Raw genomic sequence first — 18,055 nt, 5'->3', positions numbered from 1 at the left:
AGAGGACGTATGAATTTTCGGCTCGACATACAAGCTCTCAGGGGGCTTGCCGTAGCATTTGTAGTGATAGATCACCTTGGCTTCACAGCTTTGAAAGCTGGTTTTTTAGGCGTAGATATATTCTTTGTCATCTCCGGGTATCTAATTACCGGAATCATCGCCAGCAAGATAACCAATGGAGGCTTTGATCTTTCTGATTTTTACTACAGGCGCGCCAAACGATTGGTGCCGGCTGCCTACGTGACAATTTTAGCCACCTGCATCGGCGCCTATCTGTTATTAACTCCGATGGAAAACAGGAACCTGCTCTCTCAAGTTGCAGGAGCGGTGACCTACACTACCAATTTTGTTCTATTGAATCAGACTGGATATTTTGATGCAGATGCGTCCACCAAGCCATTGCTGCACTTATGGTCTCTGGCTGTCGAGGAACAGTATTACCTGATTTTTCCACTTATTCTTATTCTCAGCCCCGCTCGCCTCTGGTTGCGCATTGTTATCACTGTCTTAATCGGCAGCCTCTTAGCCTGCCTGTACCTGAAACAAACCCATCCCTCAGCGACTTTTTTCCTGCTGCCCACGCGTTGCTGGGAATTATTGATCGGCTCGGGCGGCTATCTGGCTGCCCAGAAATTCAACATAAAGATTCCCCGCCCCGTATTTTTACTGGCCATCCTTGCAGTTCTAATCATCCCCACGATGGAAATAAAATGGGGCCACCCAGGACCGGCAGCAGTTGTTGTATGCCTCTCGACCCTTTTCATCATCTGGGCCAATAGCACGATAGCCAATACGTCCATTTTTATCAGACCACTTGTCAAGCTTGGCGATATTTCCTACTCCCTGTACCTAGTGCATTGGCCGGTCATTGTTTTCGCACACGCGGTACTGCCTAATGAGCTTACACTGTTTAGTCAAATATCCTTGTTTCTAGTATCGCTGTTATGTGCGGGGGTTCTTTACATCTTCGTTGAGCAACCCAGTCGTCGGTCCCTGATTCCTCAAGCCGGACTGACATGGACGATAACTCTCGGAGCGGCCGTACTGGTATCAATCCAATACACCGCAACCCGACACAACAATAATCAAGTAGATTTCGACGCTTTGTTACGGCCCAATTACGGCCTTGATAAAGCTTGCGACAACTATCTGTTCAAGAACGATGAAAAATGCCGAACCTCCACCCCGGCTCGCAATATAGTCTGGGGCGATTCCTATGCCATGCACACCATCGAGGGAGTTAAGACCCACAGAAAAGGAGGGATCGCACAGGCGACCTACAGCGCTTGCCCTCCCTTCTTGGATACTGCGCCTTACAACCCGGCACGAGCAGATGCAGGGAAGCTAGCAAATTACTGCATAGCATTTAACGACACTGTATTTTCTGCGATCAAAGCAGACAAAACCATTGAGACGGTCATCCTTGCCGCCTCTTTTTGGCAATACACCGTGCCCACCAACAAAATGCTGACAAGGGACGAACAAGACAAGGGTTCGACTCGCATAGTACCTACAAGCCTTGATCAAGTTGAAAATGACCTGGGCAGGACCATCAGCGAGCTTAAGCGGATCGGCAAAGAAGTCATCGTCATTGGCCCACCTCCCTCCGTAGGCAATGAAAATATCAGCTGCATGCAGCAGCAGCTGTCCAACAGCACAGTTGCGCACGACTGCACGATCCCATTAAAGAATTACAGGGAATACAACGCCGGCGTCCTTACGTTGCTCGATACTATTGAAACGAAATACGCGATACGCGTCATTCGTCTAAGCAATGCACTGTGTGATGACACCGTTTGCCGCACCGTTGTAGACGGAGTGCCCATGTACCGTGACTCGGGGCATCTTTCTTACGTTGGTTCTGCAAAAGCTTTCGATATCCTTGCGAACACGAAAAATCTTTGGTGAAAGCCATCCTCGGCAGGAGCCTGACGCGTGAAAGCAGGCTCCGTGTTTGTTTGGAAAGCGCGATTTTACAAAGACGCCTATGGGCAGGTAACCGCCTTTCGAGACTGCTTCTTGGTCCACAGCAGACGACCGTTGATTCTTCCCTCAGACCACGATTCGGTAACCAAAGCGCAATTACCGCCCAGGTTCTCGACAAACGTCCTTGGGTAGCCTTCAGGCTCATCTCCACCAAGACGCATCCAGTTCGGATCGGTCGAAGTCACAGTTTGATAAGGCATGCAGGCTACCAGTGTGACCAACAAAAGAGCCAAAACTACTTTTCTCATACCAGTCCAACCCATTCGGCAACAGACAGCTTTATTGCCATCCGGCCATCTTGAAAACAGCCACCACCTGAACGGGCATTCGCAACCCCATCGATCTTGTGACAACGCTATTTAAATCCCCTGGCAACTGGCCTTTCGTCCTTTGGGAGGAAGAACGCGACGCACACGCTGCGTAACGCCTCCACACCACCGCTCGGGCCTTGCCCGGCAAGGAGGACCGCATAGCTGAATACCTGATGGGGCCGACCAATAGTGCGCCAGGTCAGGCTGGCTTTAGGTTGCTTTCATTTGTCGAGATTTAGCAACTCGCACATCCGCTCCCCTAACATTCCACGTAACCACGCACCATGAAACTCAATATTTTCCAGCGAGGTACCGTGCGCTAACGGGTATTCGAAAACCCTACCCTTCGCCCCCCGATAAGCGACGAGAAAATAGCCATCGTGATCAAACGCTGCGAGCACGCAAGGACGGATATGAATGATTTGGCTAAATGGCACGCGCACTTCAGTGGCTTTTAGGCCACGACGAGTGATGGTGAGGGTCAACATCTGCTGGTTTTCGTCAAACGTGAAAGCCCGCACTTGAGACGCAGGGACAATCCACGCAAAGAACGCACCGATGAACACTGCACTGGCCAGCATTAACAGAATAAAGGATGACCCTGTGAGGCTCTCACCATGGTCAGGCTGCACCCCATGCATGACCTCCGGCCCTGGGAAAAGGAACGTCACAAGCCCATAGGCCGGTAAAAGCAGAAGCAATGCAAGAGAGAAGCCAAAAACGCCCATGCCATTGCTTTCGATAATGGGTATTTCAGGACCGTAATACCAGATAGGTGGGTGGGCAGTGCCCGGCACGCCAGCAGGCGCTGCTGTAACGCTAGCGGGTCTTCGATGATTCATCTGGCTGTCTCAAGGATTGCGGCGCAGACGTTACCACTACTAGCGGACAGCCTGGAAACGGATCACGGGACTTTTTTCAATATGTCGCCCCATCCATTCTCACTTTTCCGGGGTGATCAGATCATCACTCGAGCGGCCATCCAAAGCTGGCATCGGGTCTATTTGAACTCCAGCCACGACGCTCGCAAGAGCCGTGTAGGCGGAACCAACCCGAGAAAAGGCCTCCTTCCAAAGGCAACCTGAGACCTCGCCAGCAACCACCAGCATCATCATTTTGGTTGTGGCGGCGTCCAGCTCTAAAAGTGACTGGTGTGCTTCGAATCGAAAGGTGTCATTGGACATGGTAAACCGTTTGCCCCCCTGCTCTTAGCAGCGGCGCCTCCTGCCTGAGTTCTTGCGGGTTTGCCCCAACAGTTATACACCTAACGCTTCGTACAAGAACAAGTGGTTCGTCTATGACCAAGCAATATCCGGAAGGGAATGGGGGAAAAGACGATTGAGTACGTCGAGGTGGGCGCCGAATTGGCGTTCTGAGGTGGGGGTTTTGCAAGAGTTTTGCAAATGGCAGAAAGCAAAAAGGGGCTACCGTTTCCGGTAACCCCTTCTAGACCGCCCAGCAGAGCGGATTTTGTTTGGTAGGCGCGATTGGACTCGAACCAACGACCCCCACCATGTCAAGGTGGTGCTCTAACCAACTGAGCTACGTGCCTGCTGTGAGGCGGCATTCTACGGAATTCCAAAGGGGTGTCAACACCTTTTTTTCACCTAACCCTATGAATATGCAAAATATTTAATTTCGCCCACGCGACGAAGATATTGCAGTGGCTGGCGGCCGATTTTTATCTCGGGTAGGATCGGCGCATTCGTAAAAAATATAAAACAGAGGTTGCAGAATGGCGAACACATCCTACCCAGCGTCCTATTATGCTGCGTCGGCCAACCCGGCTCCGTCGCGCCCAGCCCTGCAGGGTGAGGTCGAGACGGATGTGTGTGTAATCGGTGCGGGGTACACCGGCCTGTCCTCTGCGCTGTTCCTGCTGGAAAACGGCTTCAAGGTCACCATCCTTGAAGCGGCCAAGGTGGGCTTCGGTGCGTCGGGTCGCAACGGTGGGCAGATCGTCAACAGTTATAGCCGTGACATCGATGTGATCGAACGCAGCGTCGGCCCTCAACAGGCGCAATTGCTGGGCAATATGGCGTTCGAGGGCGGACGGATCATTCGGGAACGAGTGGCCAAGTATCAGATTCAGTGCGATTTGAAGGACGGTGGCGTGTTTGCCGCCCTGACCGCCAAGCAGATGGGCCACCTGGAGTCGCAGAAGCGCTTATGGGAGCGTTTCGGGCATACCCAGCTGGAGTTGCTGGACCAGCGTCGCATTCGCGAGGTGGTGGCTTGTGAGGAGTATGTTGGCGGCATGCTGGACATGAGCGGCGGGCATATCCATCCACTGAACCTGGCCTTGGGTGAAGCAGCGGCCGTCGAGTCGCTCGGCGGGGTCATCCATGAGCAGTCACCTGCAGTGCGTATCGAGCGCGGCGCCAGTCCCGTCGTGCATACGCCTCAGGGTAAGGTCAGGGCCAAGTTCATCATCGTGGCCGGCAATGCTTACCTGGGCAACCTGGTGCCGGAACTGGCTGCCAAATCCATGCCGTGCGGCACCCAGGTGATCGCGACCGAGCCACTGGGGGACGAGTTGGCCCACAGTCTGTTGCCGCAGGATTACTGTGTCGAGGACTGCAATTACCTGCTCGACTACTACCGACTGACCGGCGACAAGCGCCTGATCTTCGGGGGTGGCGTGGTGTACGGCGCCAGGGACCCGGCGAACATCGAGGCCATCATCCGACCGAAGATGCTCAAGGCGTTTCCTCAGCTCAAACAGGTGAAGATCGACTACGCCTGGACCGGAAACTTCCTACTGACGTTGTCACGTCTTCCTCAGGTCGGGCGCCTGGGGGACAACATCTACTATTCCCAGGGCTGCAGTGGCCATGGCGTGACGTACACGCACCTGGCAGGCAAGGTCCTGGCCGAGGCGCTGCGTGGTCAGGCTGAGCGTTTTGATGCGTTTGCCGACCTGCCCCACTACCCGTTCCCCGGCGGCCAACTGCTGCGTACGCCGTTTGCGGCGATGGGTGCATGGTATTACGGGCTGCGGGATAGACTCGGATTCTGAGGCTCACGCTCATAACCAGCCATCAGGAAATCGAGTTGCCTGCCTGTTCGGCAGGAAAGAAGTCACCGAGCAATTCAATGAAGGACTGACGCAACCACCGGTTCGCCGGATCATGGTGGAAACGCGTATGCCAATACAGGTGGATCTCATAACCACCGATGTCCCAAGGTAGCGGGACCAGGCGTACGTCGGTGATTTCGGCGAACCGCCGGCCTACCGCCAGGGGAACGGTGGCGATCATGTCGGACTCCGCCACCAGGAAAGGCACCCCCATGAAGCGTGGCAGGCTGAAACGCACCCGGCGTGAAATACCGTGGGCTGCCAGCTCACGATCCAGCACGTCCATGCCCCGCCCTTCCGCCTGGACCGCGACATGCACAGCGGCCTGATACTGTTCGGCGCTCATGCTGTCGCCGATCGTCGGATGATCGCTGCGTACAATGCACACGAAGGAGTGGCGGTACAGCGCCCGATGCCGGATCGAGGTGTTGAGCAAGCGTGGGAAATAACCGATCGCCGCGTCCACTTCGCCTGCGTCCAATCCCTCTTCCAACTGCTCGGAGGACAAGGCCAGGGTCCGAATCCGCAATTGCGGCGCCTTCCTGTCGAGCATGCGCATCAATCGGGGCAGGAACACCATTTCACCAATGTCCGACATACACAGCACCAACTGGCGTTCGGAATGCTCGGCGACAAACCCGGTGGATGGCAGCACGTCGCTGCTGACCATCTCCAGGATCCGTTGCACGGGCTCAGCGATCTGCAAAGCCCTGGCGGTAGGCTGCATGCCCCGGGAAGTACGGATGAACAGCGGATCATCGAACAACGCTCGCAACTTGGACAAAGCGAAGCTCATGGCCGGCTGGCTGAGGCCCATGAGGTCGCCGGCCAGTGTCACGCTCTGTTTCTTGCGTAACGCATCGAAGACTTTCAGCAGGTTGAGGTCGACATCTTTAATATCCATATTTTGGATTTTATCTATAAGCAAAATAAGGTTTTCGGATTCTAGGGTGAAGCCTAGACTCGTTACAAGATCGTTAACGCGATTAACCAATTTGCGAGTCCTATAACAATAAACGGAGCTCACCATGCCCAAGAAGCTGCGCAGCAATTTCCCCCACGGGTCTTACTTATGGGCCGTGCGCGCTGCCCAGTGGCGTGCCTTGGGCATTGACGAAAGCGAGCTGGAGAAAACCAAGATCGCGATCGTCAATTCCTCGTCGAACCTGGCGATCTGTTTCAGTCACCTGGACGGTATCGCCGCCAGGATCAAGCAATCGATACGCGATGCCGGCGCCCTGCCCTTCGAGATCCGCACCGCGGCGCCCAGTGACTTCATCACCGGGGCCGGCGCTGGAGGCGCCTACATGCTGGCCGCGCGCGACCTCATCACCAACGACATCGAAGTGGCGGTAGAAGGTGCTCAGCTCGATGGCATGATTTGCCTGGCTTCCTGCGATAAAACGGTGCCGGGCCAACTGATGGCCGCGGCCCGGCTGAATATTCCGACGCTGATCGTGATTTGCGGGTATCAACCCAGCGGCGAATACCAAGGCCAGCACGTCGACATTGAAGACGTGTTCATCAGTTCCATGCACGTAGTCACCGGCAAACTCCCGGTCGAAGAGTTGGTGGGCATGACCCGCAATGCCATCAAGGGGCCAGGCGTGTGCTCGGGCATGGGCACCGCCAACTCCATGCATCTGGTGTGTGAAGCCCTGGGCATGTCCCTGCCCGGCAGTGCGCCCATTGCCGCTAACAGCCCGCAGATGTTCGATTTCGTGGACCAGGCCGGCAAGCGCATCGTGGAAATGGTCGCAGAGGACCTCAAGCCCCGCGACATCCTCACTCCGGGCGCCTTCGCCAACGCGGTGGCGACCATGCTTGCCGCCGGAGGGTCGGTCAATACCATCAAGCACATGCAGGCAGTGGCCGCCGAAGGCGGGATCGAGGTGGATGTCTATCAGCTTTTCAAGGACCTGGGTCAACAAGTACCCGTATTGGTCGGCGTGCGCCCGGTAGGTCAGCACAGCATCGAGCAGATGGAAGCCGCAGGTGGCGGGCGGGCGCTACTCAAGCGCCTGCAGCCGCTGTTGCACGGCGATGTGCTGACTGTCACCGGCAAGACGCTTGCGCAAAACCTGGAAGGGGTCAGCGTCGACGACGCCGAAGTGATCCGTCCGCTGGACAACCCTTTCGCCACCCGGCCGGCGATCGTGATGCTGCGCGGCAACATCGCGCCCCAGGCCGGCATCGTCAAATATGGCATCGACCCGGGCAAAATGCGCCGCTTCAAAGGCCCCGCGATCTGCTTCGAGCGCTCCGCCGATGCTATCGAGGCCTTGCAGGATGGGCGCATACAACCCGGCCATGTGGTGGTCATGCGCGGTGCGGGCGTGCGCGGCGGCCCGGCCATGGGCGGTGGCGCCTCAAGGGTGGTGTTCGCCATCGACGGCGCCGGCCTTGGCGATCATGTCGCGATGCTGACCGACGGTCATCTCTCGGGGTTGGTCTGCAAAGGCCTGGTGGTGGCTGAAGTGGCGCCAGAAGCCGCTGTCGGGGGCCCGCTGGCGTTGATTGAAAACGGAGACATCATCGACATCGACCTGGACCTCCACACCCTGAATGCCGCCATCAGCGACACTGAAATGGAGGCCCGCCGGGCCCGCTGGCAGCCTCGGGCACCGCAGTTCGGCGGAGGCTGGCTGGATATCTATCGCAACAGCGTCTCGGCCATGGAGCACGGTGCCGTATTGATCAAGCCGCTCGACCGCACCGACCAGCGGGAACCGCAGTGATGAGATTGCTCGACGACGAAAAAGCCATGCTCGCCGGCGATCAAGGCCCGGCGGTGCAGAAGGCCATGGACCTGCTCGTGCGCTATGGCGAAGCCCTGGGCGCGCGATACCTGGTGAACACCCGCAACGTGGCCGGGACCATCGGCGCCACGACGCCGTTCCTGCGTCATTACGCCGAGCGCGAAGGCGGCATGGACGCCGTGTTCAGCGAGTTCAATCTCGACAGCGCCGAAGTGGTCAAGATCCCTAGGGTCAAGGTGCCCAGCAGCCACCTGCAACAGGGCATCGACCCGCACCACGCCGAACGCCAGGGCGTCAGCGAAGACGTGGTGCGTATCTACGAGACAGGCCAGGCCTACAGCAGCAGCCTGGGCGTTCAGCCCTTGAACACGTGCACGCCCTACCAGGTAGGAAACGTGCCAGTGAAAGGCGAACACTGCGCCTGGATGGAATCCTCCGCCGTCATCTACATCAACTCGGTACTTGGCGCGCGTACCAACGCCGAAGGCCGGGAAAGCACCGGCGCGGCGATGCTGACCGGCAAGATCCCCCATTGGGGCCTGCACCTCGATGAAAACCGTCGCGGTAGCCACCTGATCCATCTGCAGACCGATGTGACGACCACAGCCGACTGGGGGCTGCTCGGCTACTGGGTGGGTGAACAGGTGCAGGATCGCATCCCGGTCATCGAAGGCGTGACGCACCAACCCAACTTGGCTCGTCTCAAGCACTTCGGCGCTGCGGCGGCCTCCAGCGGCGGCGTGGAGATGTACCACCTGGTGGGTGTCACCCCCGAAGCCCGCACCCGCGAGCAGGCATTCGGCGGATCCCGGCCTTCGACGATCCTGAGCTTCGGTGAAGCCGAACGGCGCTGGGCCTACGAACAAGTCAACGTCACCGCGCGAGATGCGCAGGTCGACTTCGTCATGCTTGGCTGTCCGCACTACAGCCTCGAACAGATCTGGGAAGTCTGCCAACTGCTCGAAGGCCAACGCCTGAGTCCCAATACCGAACTCTGGCTGTTCACCGCCGCATCGATCAAGCACCTGGCCGACGTCGCCGGTTATACGCGCATCATCGAACAGGCGGGTGGGCACGTGATGACAGACACCTGCTCCGCGATTGGCAGGGTGATTCCCAAGGGCACCCGGGTAGCGGCCGTGGACTCGGCCAAACAGGCCCATTACCTGCCCGCGATCATGGGTATCCAGGCGTGGTTCGGCACCACCGCCGACTGCGTCGAGGCGGCCATCGAAGGCCGCTGGCAAGGAGGTTTGCAATGAGCACACCCTTTACGATCAAAGGCCGCAAAGTGGTCGGCGGCTGCTTCGAAGGCGAAGCGTTGGTGACCCATGAGCGCATCTCCGGCTGGGGCGGCATCGACCCGCGCAGTGGCACCGTCATCGAAACACGTCACGAACTCAAGGGCATCAGTTTTGCGGGCAAGGTCCTGGTGTTTCCCGGTGCCAAGGGGTCGTCCGGCTGGTCCTCGCAGTTTCATATCGCGCGCCTCGCCGGTGTCGCGCCCGGCGCCATGCTGTTCAATGAAATGACCGCGAAAATAGGCCTGGGGGTTGTCGTCGTGCACGCACCCGCCATGACCGACTTCACCGAGGATCCGCTGGGCCGGATCCGCACCGGAGATTGGGTGCGCGTCGATGCCGACGCCGGGATCGTCGAAGTGACCCCGCAACAACCCCGCCCAGCCCAACCCATAGAGCAACCACTGGACAGGACGACGCGACCGCCAGACCCGTCGTAGCCCACAACTATTTTGTTTGCCGAAACAACCACCACCGAGGCCTCTGGCCAACGGTTTCGGGCTCGGCCGCCCTTTTGTCACCCCAAAGGTAATGTCATGGCTCATGTTATTCGCACGGTGCGTCGCACCAGCGCCCCCACCGTTCAACGCCTGCAGGCCGACGTCTGCATCGCCGGCGCCGGCATCTCCGGCATTTCCGCCGCCCTTGAAGCCGCCGCCCTCGGCAAGCGCGTGGTGCTGTTCGACGCCCTGCCGATGCTGGGCGGCCAGGCGGTCGGCTCGATCATCGGCACCTTCTGCGGCTTGTTCTCCAATGGCCCGAACCGTCAATTGCTGACCCACGGCATCGCCGACGGCATCCTGCGTGACCTGGGTGCCTCGGGCGACCTGCACCAGGCCATTGGTCCGCTGACCACCGTGGTCTACTACGACGAAGTCGCCCTGGGCCGTTGGATGGGACAAAAGGTGCTCGACGCCGGTATCACCGTGGTGCTCGGCGCGGTATTGCGGGATGTCGTACGCGAAGGCCCGCGGGTCCAGGAAGTGGAGTTGGCCACCCGCTATGGCGACGTACGCGTGGCGGCCGACGGGTTTATCGATGCCAGTGGCGATGCTGCGCTGGTCTGGAATGCCGGGTTTGCCTGCCGCGAACCGGATACACCAATCTACGGCACTCAAATGTTCGTGCTGGAACACATTAATGAAGCACACCTGCCTACCCGCGCGCAGTTCACCGAACGGGTCAAACAAGCAGCCAGGCACTACGGTATCGAGCGCGATGATGGCTTGTTCTTCCAGTTTCCCGGCCGGGGTACGGCGGCGTTCAACATGACTCACATCGAAACCCCGTTGGACCCGATTGCCGCGTCCCACGTCGCCATCGCCGGTCGCCAACAGGTGGAACAGGTGATCGAGTTCCTCAAGGCGGAATACCCCGAGGCCTATGGCAAGGCCAGAGTGCGCTCGTATGCACTGCCAGGCATTCGCCAGACGCGCTGGATTGTCGGGCTGCATCACCTGACGGCCGATGAAGTACGGGCCGCCACGATGTTCCCGGACGCAGTGGCTCGCACCTCCTGGCCGGTGGAATTGCACGGCAATACCAGCGGTTATCAATGGGAACCCTTCGGCGACGATCACATCCACAGCGTGCCGCTGCGCAGTATGCTCCCCGAGGGCAGCGACAATCTGGTGGTCGCCGGCCGCTGCATCGACGCCGACGCGGCCGCGCTGTCGAGTGTGCGCGTGATGGGACCGTGTATCGCGATGGGCGCCGCGGCCGCTCATGCGCTGGACCTTGCGGGCCCCGGCGGCCGGCTGGCCGATATACCCGCCCACGCGTTGCGTGAGCGACTTGCGTTCAACCTGGAATAGCTTTTTCAAGCGGTTCGATGCGACCGTCGTGCAAACGCGGGCGCCACTCCAACAACAATAAGAAATGCGGTGGAGAACGTACATGTCACAGTCACGCCCCCTGGATGTCGCGGCACTCATAGAAGGCCGCAAATTGTCACGTTTCAACTATGTGGTGATCCTCGTCTCGGTCCTGATCACCTTCCTCGACGGTTTCGATCTGCTGGTGCTCTCGCACACGGCGTCCTATATCGCCGATGAGGTCGGCCTGGACAAGATCCAACTGGGCGAAATCTTCTCCATCGGCCTGCTGGGGATGATGCTCGGCGGGTTCTTCTTCGGCTACCTGGGCGACCGCATCGGGCGCCGCCCCACGATCCTGTTCTCAAACTGCGCGTTTGGCCTGCTGACCTTGCTGTTTGTCATGGCCGACAGCTATGAATCGTTGATGGTCCTGCGCTTTTTCAACGGCTTTGCCCTGGGCGCCATGCTGCCCCTGTGCTGGGCGTTGAACATTGAGTTCGTCCCCAAGCGCTACCGCTCCACGGTCGTCACCGTGATCATGGTCGGTTTCAGCCTTGGCAGCGCAGTAGCCGGGCCGCTGACGGTATGGCTGGCGCCGCATGTCGGATGGCAAGGCGTATTCGTGTTCGGCGGCGTGCTGACGCTGCTCGCTTGGGTGCTGTTGCTGTTCACCCTGCCCGAATCGGTTCGTTTCCTGGCCAGCAAGCGCAAGGCGCCGGAGAAAATCGCGGCGATTCTCAAGCGCATGGACCGGCACCTGGATGTACGCCCCGACGACCAGTTCGTCCTGCTGGACGAGCCGGACATCGGCCGCCAACCCTTTCGTGTCAGCCAACTGTTCATCGGCCGCCTGAAATGGATCACACCGATGATCTGGCTGGGCTACTCCGCCAGCTCCATGGCCATGTACTTCCTCGCCTCCTGGAGCCCGTTGGTCTATCAATACGCAGGATTCGATCGCGCGACCGCGTCGTGGGTCAGCTCGATCGCGTCGTTCAGCGGGGCGATGGCGGGGCTGGTGATGATGCGCTTCGTCGACACCCGCGGGCCCTACATGGTGATGGTCTATCCGCTGCTGGCCTTGCCTTTCCTGCTGGTACTCGGCGTTACCGGCATGCAGGGCACCGCCTTCCTGATGCTGAGCCTGGCCGGCGGCCTGTTCGTCAAAGGCTCACACTACGGCATCCTCAGTATTGCCGGGATCTTCTATCCCAGCGCCATCCGCGCCAATGGCGCCGGCTGGGCCACGTCAATTGCCAAGATCGGTTCGATCCTAGGCCCACTGCTCGGTGCCTACGTGCTCAACAGCGGCCTGCCGGTGGTGAAGAGTTTCCTGGTATTGGCGATTTGTCCGGCCCTGCTCTCCGTCTGCGCTTTCGTCATCGGACGGCTGGTTGAAAAAGGCGAGCCTTCTGCCGCCGAGCCAGTACCGGACACCTCCCAAGCCTGACGCCTGGGCTTCAGAACATAACGATTCGTAAAACGCCACGGCCAACACCGTGGCCCGGAAGGCGTGTGCGCAAATTTCGCCTCATTCCATTCCTGGAGACCAATAACAATGATCAGGATCCCGTTTTTACTGCTGTCACGACGCAACGCTGCCCTGGCCGCCAGCGTTCTGCTCCTCATCAGCCAACCGGCAAATGCAGAATTTCTGAAAGACAGCACCGCAACGCTGACTACCCGCAACTTCTATCTGAACCGCGACTTCCGACAAGACAACGCACCTCAGTCCAAAACCGAGGAATGGGCCCAGGGCTTCATCATAGATTTGCGGTCCGGTTACACCGAGGGCTCCGTCGGTTTCGGGCTGGACGCGCTGGCTGAGTTGGGTGTGAAGCTGGACTCCGGTGCAGGGCGACGCGGCTCAGGCCTGTTGCCCTACGGCCCTGACAGCAATGAGCCAACCGACAACTACAGCGAATTGGGCGCCACCGCCAAGGTACGCCTCGCCAAGAGCGAGCTGAAGATCGGCACGCTTATGCCGACCCACCCGCTGGCCTTCTACAACGATATGCGGCTATTGCCCTCGACATTCACAGGCGGATTACTGACCTCCAATGACATAGACCGATTGACCTTCACCACCGGACGCCTGACCAAGGGCAATGCGCGCGATTCATCCAGCAACGATGACATCGGTTATGCGGGCCAGAAATCCAGCCATCTGGATCTGGTAGGGGGGGACTTTGCGCTGACCAAGGAACTGACGCTGCGTTACCATCACGGCGAACTGGACGATATTTATGTCCAGCAATTTGCCGGCCTGATCCACACCCTACCCCTGGGTGAAGGCGTCAGCCTGCGCAGTGACCTGCGGTATTTCGATAGCCGCGATACGGGCAATGCCAAGGCCGGGCGCATCGATAACCGCAACTTCAACGGCATCGTCACGTTGGGTGTGGCAGCGCACAAGTTCTCCATGGGTTATCAGGAAATGCGCGGGGATACGGCGTTTCCTGTCATCGAAACCGGCACGCCCTACGTGGTGAACCTGGTCACCTACAACAGCTTCACCAAGATCGGCGAAACCTCCTGGCAATTGCGTTACAACTATGATTTTGCCGCCTTGGGCATACCCGGGCTGACGTTCATGACGCGTTACGTAAAAGGCACAGGCGTGGAAAGTCGTACGGTCAGTAGCGGCACTGAATGGGAACGCGATACCGACATCACCTACGTGATACAGAGCGGCGCGCTCAAGGGCCTGGACCTGCGCTGGCGCAATGCGACCTTTCGCTCCAGCAATGGCTTGACGCAAGACCTGGACGAAAACCGGCTCATTGCCGCCTATACCTGGAAACTCCGGTAATCAAGGGACCATTGCGATGATGAATCGACGGGAATTACTGGGCAGTTCGCTGGCGCTGGCTTCGTTGGCCACGATCGCACAAGCGCAGGAGATGACGCTGGCGATGACCAACGACGACTTGCTGCAGCAACTGCAACGCGACCTCGAGAAACACGCGGCCCTGGGTGACAAAGGCAGTGGGGGCAAAGGCGACCGTGCGACAGCCGATTGGATTGCATCGCGGCTCAAAGCGTCCGGGTACGTCGTCGAAGAGCAGAACGTGTCGCTCCCGTACTTCGAATCAGTGCGTTCCGAGCTCGCCTGGGAAGGGCATAAAGTCGAGGTGAAACCCCAACCTGTCGTGGTGTCGACGTCGGCGGCAGGGCTGACTGCAAAGGCCGTCCTGATCCATGACCCCTCCCAGGCGCCCGAGGCTTCGGGAAAGATTGCAATACTGGTGCTGCCCCATGACAAACATGCGGCGCTGTTCATGGGGCAGGCGGGGCGTTTTCTTGAGGCCGCCGTCAAGGCAGCTCCTGCCGCCATCGTCATCGTCCCGGTCGGGCCGACAGGAGGGATCGTCGGTCTCAATACACGACTGAAACCGATGGCCGATGTGCCCATCGTCGTCATGGCCCCCAGTGACCTGCCGTCATTGATACCGGCAATCGTGCAGGACAGAAGCATCACGCTGACAGTGTCGGGGCAGGCAAGCCAGCGCGACACCGTCAACCTGATAGGACGAAGAGTGGCAGGCAAGAAATGGTTGGTCATTTCCACGCCACGCACCGGCTGGTTCTCCTGCGTGGCCGAGCGCGGCACGGGAACTGCCGCTTTTTTGCATCTTGCTCAATGGGCAGCGAAGCGCTTTGCCGACCACTCCATCTGTGTCATCAATTCCGGTGGCCATGAAATGGATTTTGCCGGTATGCACAAAGCCGTGCCGCTCGCGCCGTCACCAGAGGCCACGGCGATCTGGACCCATATCGGCGCAGGCTTGGCTACGCGCGACTGTCTCGACCTGGCGAGCCGGGACAAGCCCTTCTTCCTACCCTCCGCTGACCCGCAACGCGCGTTGATGGTATCGCCTGCGCTCATGGACAAGGCGACACGGGTATTCGCCGGTCTGTCGGGCTTGGAGCGCCCCCTCAATGCCTTGAAAGGCAAAGGAGAACTATCCGGCATCATCGAGCGCGGATACCTCAATGCCTTCGCGGTGCTGGGCGTACATCGCTGGTTCCATACCCAGGAGGACACCCTGGAAAAAGTCGATGCCTGCCTCTTGGTACCGGTGGTGGAAGCCCATAAAGCCATGATCGAAGCCTTTTCTTGAAGGCACGTCGAGGCACGCCGCTCGGCCTGGCGCCGGGCGGCATATTTGAATGTTTGACTGGAAAAATCGGGGTGGGTACTGAATTCAATGGAAGCCAAAAACGAAAAAAGCGGCCTTAGGCCGCTTGTTTCGTAGCTTCAAGGCGTTCAGTGTGCCTCGAAGCAGATATGGCGCAGCGGACGGGACTCGAACCCGCGACCCCCGGCGTGACAGGCCGGTATTCTAACCGACTGAACTACCGCTGCGTATCGCTGTGGACTTGCGTCCAGTTAACTCGTCTGACCAGCCCCTTGGGATTGATCTCGAACCAGGCGAACCTGCTTCGGAAAATATGGCGCAGCGGACGGGACTCGAACCCGCGACCCCCGGCGTGACAGGCCGGTATTCTAACCGACTGAACTACCGCTGCGCGTCGGTGGAGGCTTTTGACAGCTTCCATCTTGCTTTCGCAAGACTCTCTTGAAACATGGTGGGTGATGACGGGATCGAACCGCCGACATTCTGCTTGTAAGGCAGACGCTCTCCCGGCTGAGCTAATCACCCTTTGCTTCGCTGAGGCCGCGAAATTTACGCAGGTACCGAAGCTAAGTCAATAGCAGGGTTGAAGTTTTTTCAAAACAGTTTCAAGCGCCGCGCGCCCATGGACTTATTTGTAAATCATCTTCTTGGTCATGCCGCCGTCCACCACGAACTCCTGGCCCGTGACAAAACCGGCATTGCGCGACAACAGCCATGCCACCATCGCCGCCACGTCCTCCACGGTCCCTACCCTGCCCGCCGGATGTTGGGCGTGATCGGAATCGGTGAGTGGCTCTGCACGGCGCTGCGAAGGGTCGCGCGCATCGATCCAGCCAGGACTGACGGCGTTGACGCGGATCTCCGGCCCGAGGCTGATCGCCAGGGCATGGGTCAGGGCCAGCAGGCCGCCCTTGCTTGCCGCATAGGCTTCGGTGTCCGGCTCCGATTGTGCGGCGCGGGTCGAGGCCAGGTTGACGATCGCGCCGTTGTGGGCACGCAGGTACGGCGCACAATGCTTGGCCAGCAGCATCGGCCCACCCAGGTTCACCGCCAGGACCCGATTCCAGTAGGCCAGGTCCAGGCTTTCCAGGGTGATGTTGTGCGGGTCGGCAATGGCCGCATTGCACACCAGCGCATCGAGACGGCCGAACTGGCCAAGCACCTCGGCGATACCGGTGGCGACCTGCGCCTCGTCCGCCACGTCCATGGCGATGAACCAGGCGTTGTCGCCCAGGGTCTTCGCAACCTTGGAACCGCGCTCGCGATCCAGGTCGGTCAACACCACTTGCCAGCCTTCGCAAATTAACCAGGCAGCAATGCCCAGGCCGATGCCCCGCGCGGCCCCCGTGACCAGTGCAACCCGGCCGTGAGTGCCGCCCGGCGGCGTTGCCAACTCGATCACAAGGCCGCCAACCCGCGACCCAGGTCGGCTTGCAGGTCGGCCACGTCTTCCAGGCCGACCGCAACGCGAATCAGGCTGTCACGAATACCCGCCGCTTCACGCTCCTGGGGCGACAGGCGACCGTGGGACGTGGTGCTCGGGTGCGTAATGGTGGTCTTGCTATCGCCCAGGTTGGCGGTGATGGAAATCAACCGGGTCGCGTCGATGAAGCGCCAGGCGCCCTCCTTGCCCCCCTTGACCTCGAAACTCACCACTGCACCAAAGCCGCGCTGCTGGCGCTGGGCCAGGTCATGCTGCGGATGGCTCTTGAGACCGGCGTAATGGACCTTCTCGATGCCGTCCTGCTGCTCCAGCCATTCGGCCAGGGCCTGGGCGTTGGCACAGTGCGCCTTCATGCGCAGGCCCAGGGTTTCCAGGCCCTTGAGGAAGATCCAGGCGTTGAACGGGCTGAGGGTCGGCCCGGCAGTGCGCAGGAACCCCACCACTTCCTTCATCTGCTCGCCGCGACCGGCCACCACGCCACCCATGCATCGGCCCTGGCCGTCGATGAACTTGGTCGCCGAATGCACCACCACGTCAGCCCCCAGTTTCAGCGGCTGTTGCAGCGCCGGGGTGCAGAAGCAGTTGTCGACCACCAGCATGGCGCCCTTGGCATGGGCGACTTCCGCCAGCGCGGCAATGTCCACCAGCTCGGCCAAGGGGTTGGAGGGCGATTCAACGAACAACAGCTTGGTGTTGGGCTTGATCGCCGCGTCCCAGCCGGACAGGTCCGCCAGGGGCACGTAGTCGACTTCCACGCCAAAGCGCTTGAAGTATTTTTCGAACAGACTGATGGTCGAGCCGAAGACACTGCGCGAAACCAGGACATGGTCGCCGGCGCTGCACAGGCTCATCACCACCGCCATGATCGCCGCCATGCCGGTAGCGGTAGCGACCGCTTGCTCGGCGCCTTCCAGGGCGGCAATGCGCTCTTCGAAAGCGCGCACGGTCGGGTTGGTGTAGCGCGAGTAGACGTTGCCTGGCACCTCGCCGGCAAACCGCGCTGCCGCATCGGCGGCCGTGCGGAATACGTAGCTGGAGGTAAAGAACATCGGATCGCCATGTTCGGCTTCCGGTGTGCGGTGCTGACCCGCGCGCACCGCCAGGGTGTCGAACGCTACGCCCTCAAGGTCGCTGTCCAGCCGACCGGCATCCCAATCCTGACTCATGCTGCCACTCCTTCAAATCGCAAACCGGCCCCTCGGGGCCGGTTCGTCAC

General features: G+C 59.5%; 14 protein-coding genes and 4 tRNA genes. 9 read left to right on the top strand and 9 right to left on the bottom strand.

The window, feature by feature from the left end; translation table 11 throughout:
- Nucleotides 1-9 precede the first annotated feature (9 nt).
- A complete protein-coding gene (locus tag V5F23_RS09110) occupies nt 10-1,908 on the top strand; it encodes an acyltransferase family protein (RefSeq protein ID WP_338498109.1) in 1,899 nt (632 codons plus the stop codon).
- Between the two features lie 610 nt (nt 1,909-2,518).
- Here V5F23_RS09110 and V5F23_RS09105 read toward each other — a convergent pair.
- From V5F23_RS09105 to V5F23_RS09095, 3 genes are all read right to left on the bottom strand, one after another.
- Nucleotides 2,519-3,139: a hypothetical protein gene (locus tag V5F23_RS09105; RefSeq protein ID WP_338498107.1), complete on the bottom strand. Its 621-nt coding sequence runs from the start codon at nt 3,137-3,139 to the stop codon at nt 2,519-2,521.
- Between the two features lie 99 nt (nt 3,140-3,238).
- On the bottom strand, nt 3,239-3,481 hold the full coding sequence (locus V5F23_RS09100; RefSeq protein ID WP_047737331.1) for a hypothetical protein: 243 nt from the start codon (nt 3,479-3,481) through the stop codon (nt 3,239-3,241).
- Between the two features lie 291 nt (nt 3,482-3,772).
- Nucleotides 3,773-3,849 (bottom strand) — tRNA-Val (locus V5F23_RS09095).
- Nucleotides 3,850-4,032: 183 nt separating this feature from the next.
- On the opposite strand from V5F23_RS09095, the gene V5F23_RS09090 reads away from it, so the two are divergent.
- Complete coding sequence (locus V5F23_RS09090) at nt 4,033-5,316, top strand: FAD-binding oxidoreductase (RefSeq protein WP_338498105.1); 1,284 nt, start codon at nt 4,033-4,035, stop codon at nt 5,314-5,316.
- 22 nt (nt 5,317-5,338) lie between these two features.
- On the opposite strand, the gene V5F23_RS09085 is transcribed toward V5F23_RS09090, so the two are convergent.
- On the bottom strand, nt 5,339-6,280 hold the full coding sequence (locus V5F23_RS09085) for a LysR family transcriptional regulator (protein ID WP_123578648.1): 942 nt from the start codon (nt 6,278-6,280) through the stop codon (nt 5,339-5,341).
- A gap of 124 nt (nt 6,281-6,404) precedes the next feature.
- Here V5F23_RS09085 and ilvD point away from each other — a divergent pair, with 124 nt between their 5' ends.
- From ilvD to V5F23_RS09050, 7 genes are all read left to right on the top strand, one after another.
- A complete protein-coding gene (gene ilvD / locus V5F23_RS09080; RefSeq protein WP_123578647.1) occupies nt 6,405-8,114 on the top strand; it encodes a dihydroxy-acid dehydratase in 1,710 nt (569 codons plus the stop codon).
- Nucleotides 8,114-9,397, top strand: coding sequence for an aconitase X catalytic domain-containing protein (locus V5F23_RS09075; protein WP_123578646.1), 1,284 nt, complete (start codon nt 8,114-8,116; stop codon nt 9,395-9,397). Before ilvD ends, V5F23_RS09075 begins: the two co-directional genes overlap by 1 nt.
- Nucleotides 9,394-9,876, top strand: coding sequence for a DUF126 domain-containing protein (locus V5F23_RS09070; protein WP_123578645.1), 483 nt, complete (start codon nt 9,394-9,396; stop codon nt 9,874-9,876). Before V5F23_RS09075 ends, V5F23_RS09070 begins: the two co-directional genes overlap by 4 nt.
- A gap of 96 nt (nt 9,877-9,972) precedes the next feature.
- Nucleotides 9,973-11,250, top strand: a complete 1,278-nt coding sequence (locus tag V5F23_RS09065) for an FAD-dependent oxidoreductase (protein WP_123578644.1) — start codon at nt 9,973-9,975, stop codon at nt 11,248-11,250.
- An 82-nt stretch (nt 11,251-11,332) separates the two neighbouring features.
- On the top strand, nt 11,333-12,703 hold the full coding sequence (locus V5F23_RS09060) for an MFS transporter (protein ID WP_123578643.1): 1,371 nt from the start codon (nt 11,333-11,335) through the stop codon (nt 12,701-12,703).
- Nucleotides 12,704-12,811: 108 nt separating this feature from the next.
- Nucleotides 12,812-14,065 (top strand): OprD family porin, encoded by a 1,254-nt coding sequence (locus V5F23_RS09055; protein WP_123578642.1) that lies wholly within the window; start codon nt 12,812-12,814, stop codon nt 14,063-14,065.
- Nucleotides 14,066-14,081: 16 nt separating this feature from the next.
- Nucleotides 14,082-15,377 carry a hypothetical protein gene (locus tag V5F23_RS09050; protein WP_123578641.1) on the top strand — a complete coding sequence of 432 codons (1,296 nt, stop codon included), beginning with the start codon at nt 14,082-14,084 and terminating at the stop codon, nt 15,375-15,377.
- A 168-nt stretch (nt 15,378-15,545) separates the two neighbouring features.
- Here the strand turns inward: V5F23_RS09050 and V5F23_RS09045 are convergent.
- The 5 genes from V5F23_RS09045 to V5F23_RS09025 form a co-directional block, all read right to left on the bottom strand.
- Nucleotides 15,546-15,622 (bottom strand) — tRNA-Asp (locus V5F23_RS09045).
- A gap of 87 nt (nt 15,623-15,709) precedes the next feature.
- Nucleotides 15,710-15,786, bottom strand: a tRNA-Asp gene (locus V5F23_RS09040).
- A gap of 58 nt (nt 15,787-15,844) precedes the next feature.
- Nucleotides 15,845-15,920 (bottom strand) — tRNA-Val (locus V5F23_RS09035).
- Between the two features lie 103 nt (nt 15,921-16,023).
- Complete coding sequence (locus tag V5F23_RS09030; RefSeq protein WP_042728275.1) at nt 16,024-16,797, bottom strand: SDR family oxidoreductase; 774 nt, start codon at nt 16,795-16,797, stop codon at nt 16,024-16,026.
- Nucleotides 16,794-18,005: an O-succinylhomoserine sulfhydrylase gene (locus V5F23_RS09025; protein ID WP_042728274.1), complete on the bottom strand. Its 1,212-nt coding sequence runs from the start codon at nt 18,003-18,005 to the stop codon at nt 16,794-16,796. The genes V5F23_RS09030 and V5F23_RS09025 overlap by 4 nt, the downstream gene beginning before the upstream one ends.
- Nucleotides 18,006-18,055 lie beyond the last annotated feature (50 nt).

The organism is Pseudomonas sp. WP18 (genome assembly GCF_036689585.1).
Lineage (GTDB): Bacteria > Pseudomonadota > Gammaproteobacteria > Pseudomonadales > Pseudomonadaceae > Aquipseudomonas > Aquipseudomonas chlororaphis_E.
Note: the sequence above shows the minus strand (reverse complement) of the source record. Positions and strands in the feature narration are given on the sequence as shown.

What these genes read in the sequence shown, in the direction of transcription:
- V5F23_RS09110 (WP_338498109.1), top strand. Translation starts at nt 10, where the DNA reads ATGAATTTTCGGCTCGACATACAAGCTCTCAGGGGGCTTGCCGTAGCA.
- V5F23_RS09105 (WP_338498107.1), bottom strand. Translation starts at nt 3,139, where the DNA reads ATGAATCATCGAAGACCCGCTAGCGTTACAGCAGCGCCTGCTGGCGTG.
- V5F23_RS09100 (WP_047737331.1), bottom strand. Translation starts at nt 3,481, where the DNA reads ATGTCCAATGACACCTTTCGATTCGAAGCACACCAGTCACTTTTAGAG.
- V5F23_RS09090 (WP_338498105.1), top strand. Translation starts at nt 4,033, where the DNA reads ATGGCGAACACATCCTACCCAGCGTCCTATTATGCTGCGTCGGCCAAC.
- V5F23_RS09085 (WP_123578648.1), bottom strand. Translation starts at nt 6,280, where the DNA reads ATGGATATTAAAGATGTCGACCTCAACCTGCTGAAAGTCTTCGATGCG.
- ilvD (WP_123578647.1), top strand. Translation starts at nt 6,405, where the DNA reads ATGCCCAAGAAGCTGCGCAGCAATTTCCCCCACGGGTCTTACTTATGG.
- V5F23_RS09075 (WP_123578646.1), top strand. Translation starts at nt 8,114, where the DNA reads ATGAGATTGCTCGACGACGAAAAAGCCATGCTCGCCGGCGATCAAGGC.
- V5F23_RS09070 (WP_123578645.1), top strand. Translation starts at nt 9,394, where the DNA reads ATGAGCACACCCTTTACGATCAAAGGCCGCAAAGTGGTCGGCGGCTGC.
- V5F23_RS09065 (WP_123578644.1), top strand. Translation starts at nt 9,973, where the DNA reads ATGGCTCATGTTATTCGCACGGTGCGTCGCACCAGCGCCCCCACCGTT.
- V5F23_RS09060 (WP_123578643.1), top strand. Translation starts at nt 11,333, where the DNA reads ATGTCACAGTCACGCCCCCTGGATGTCGCGGCACTCATAGAAGGCCGC.
- V5F23_RS09055 (WP_123578642.1), top strand. Translation starts at nt 12,812, where the DNA reads ATGATCAGGATCCCGTTTTTACTGCTGTCACGACGCAACGCTGCCCTG.
- V5F23_RS09050 (WP_123578641.1), top strand. Translation starts at nt 14,082, where the DNA reads ATGATGAATCGACGGGAATTACTGGGCAGTTCGCTGGCGCTGGCTTCG.
- V5F23_RS09025 (WP_042728274.1), bottom strand. Translation starts at nt 18,005, where the DNA reads ATGAGTCAGGATTGGGATGCCGGTCGGCTGGACAGCGACCTTGAGGGC.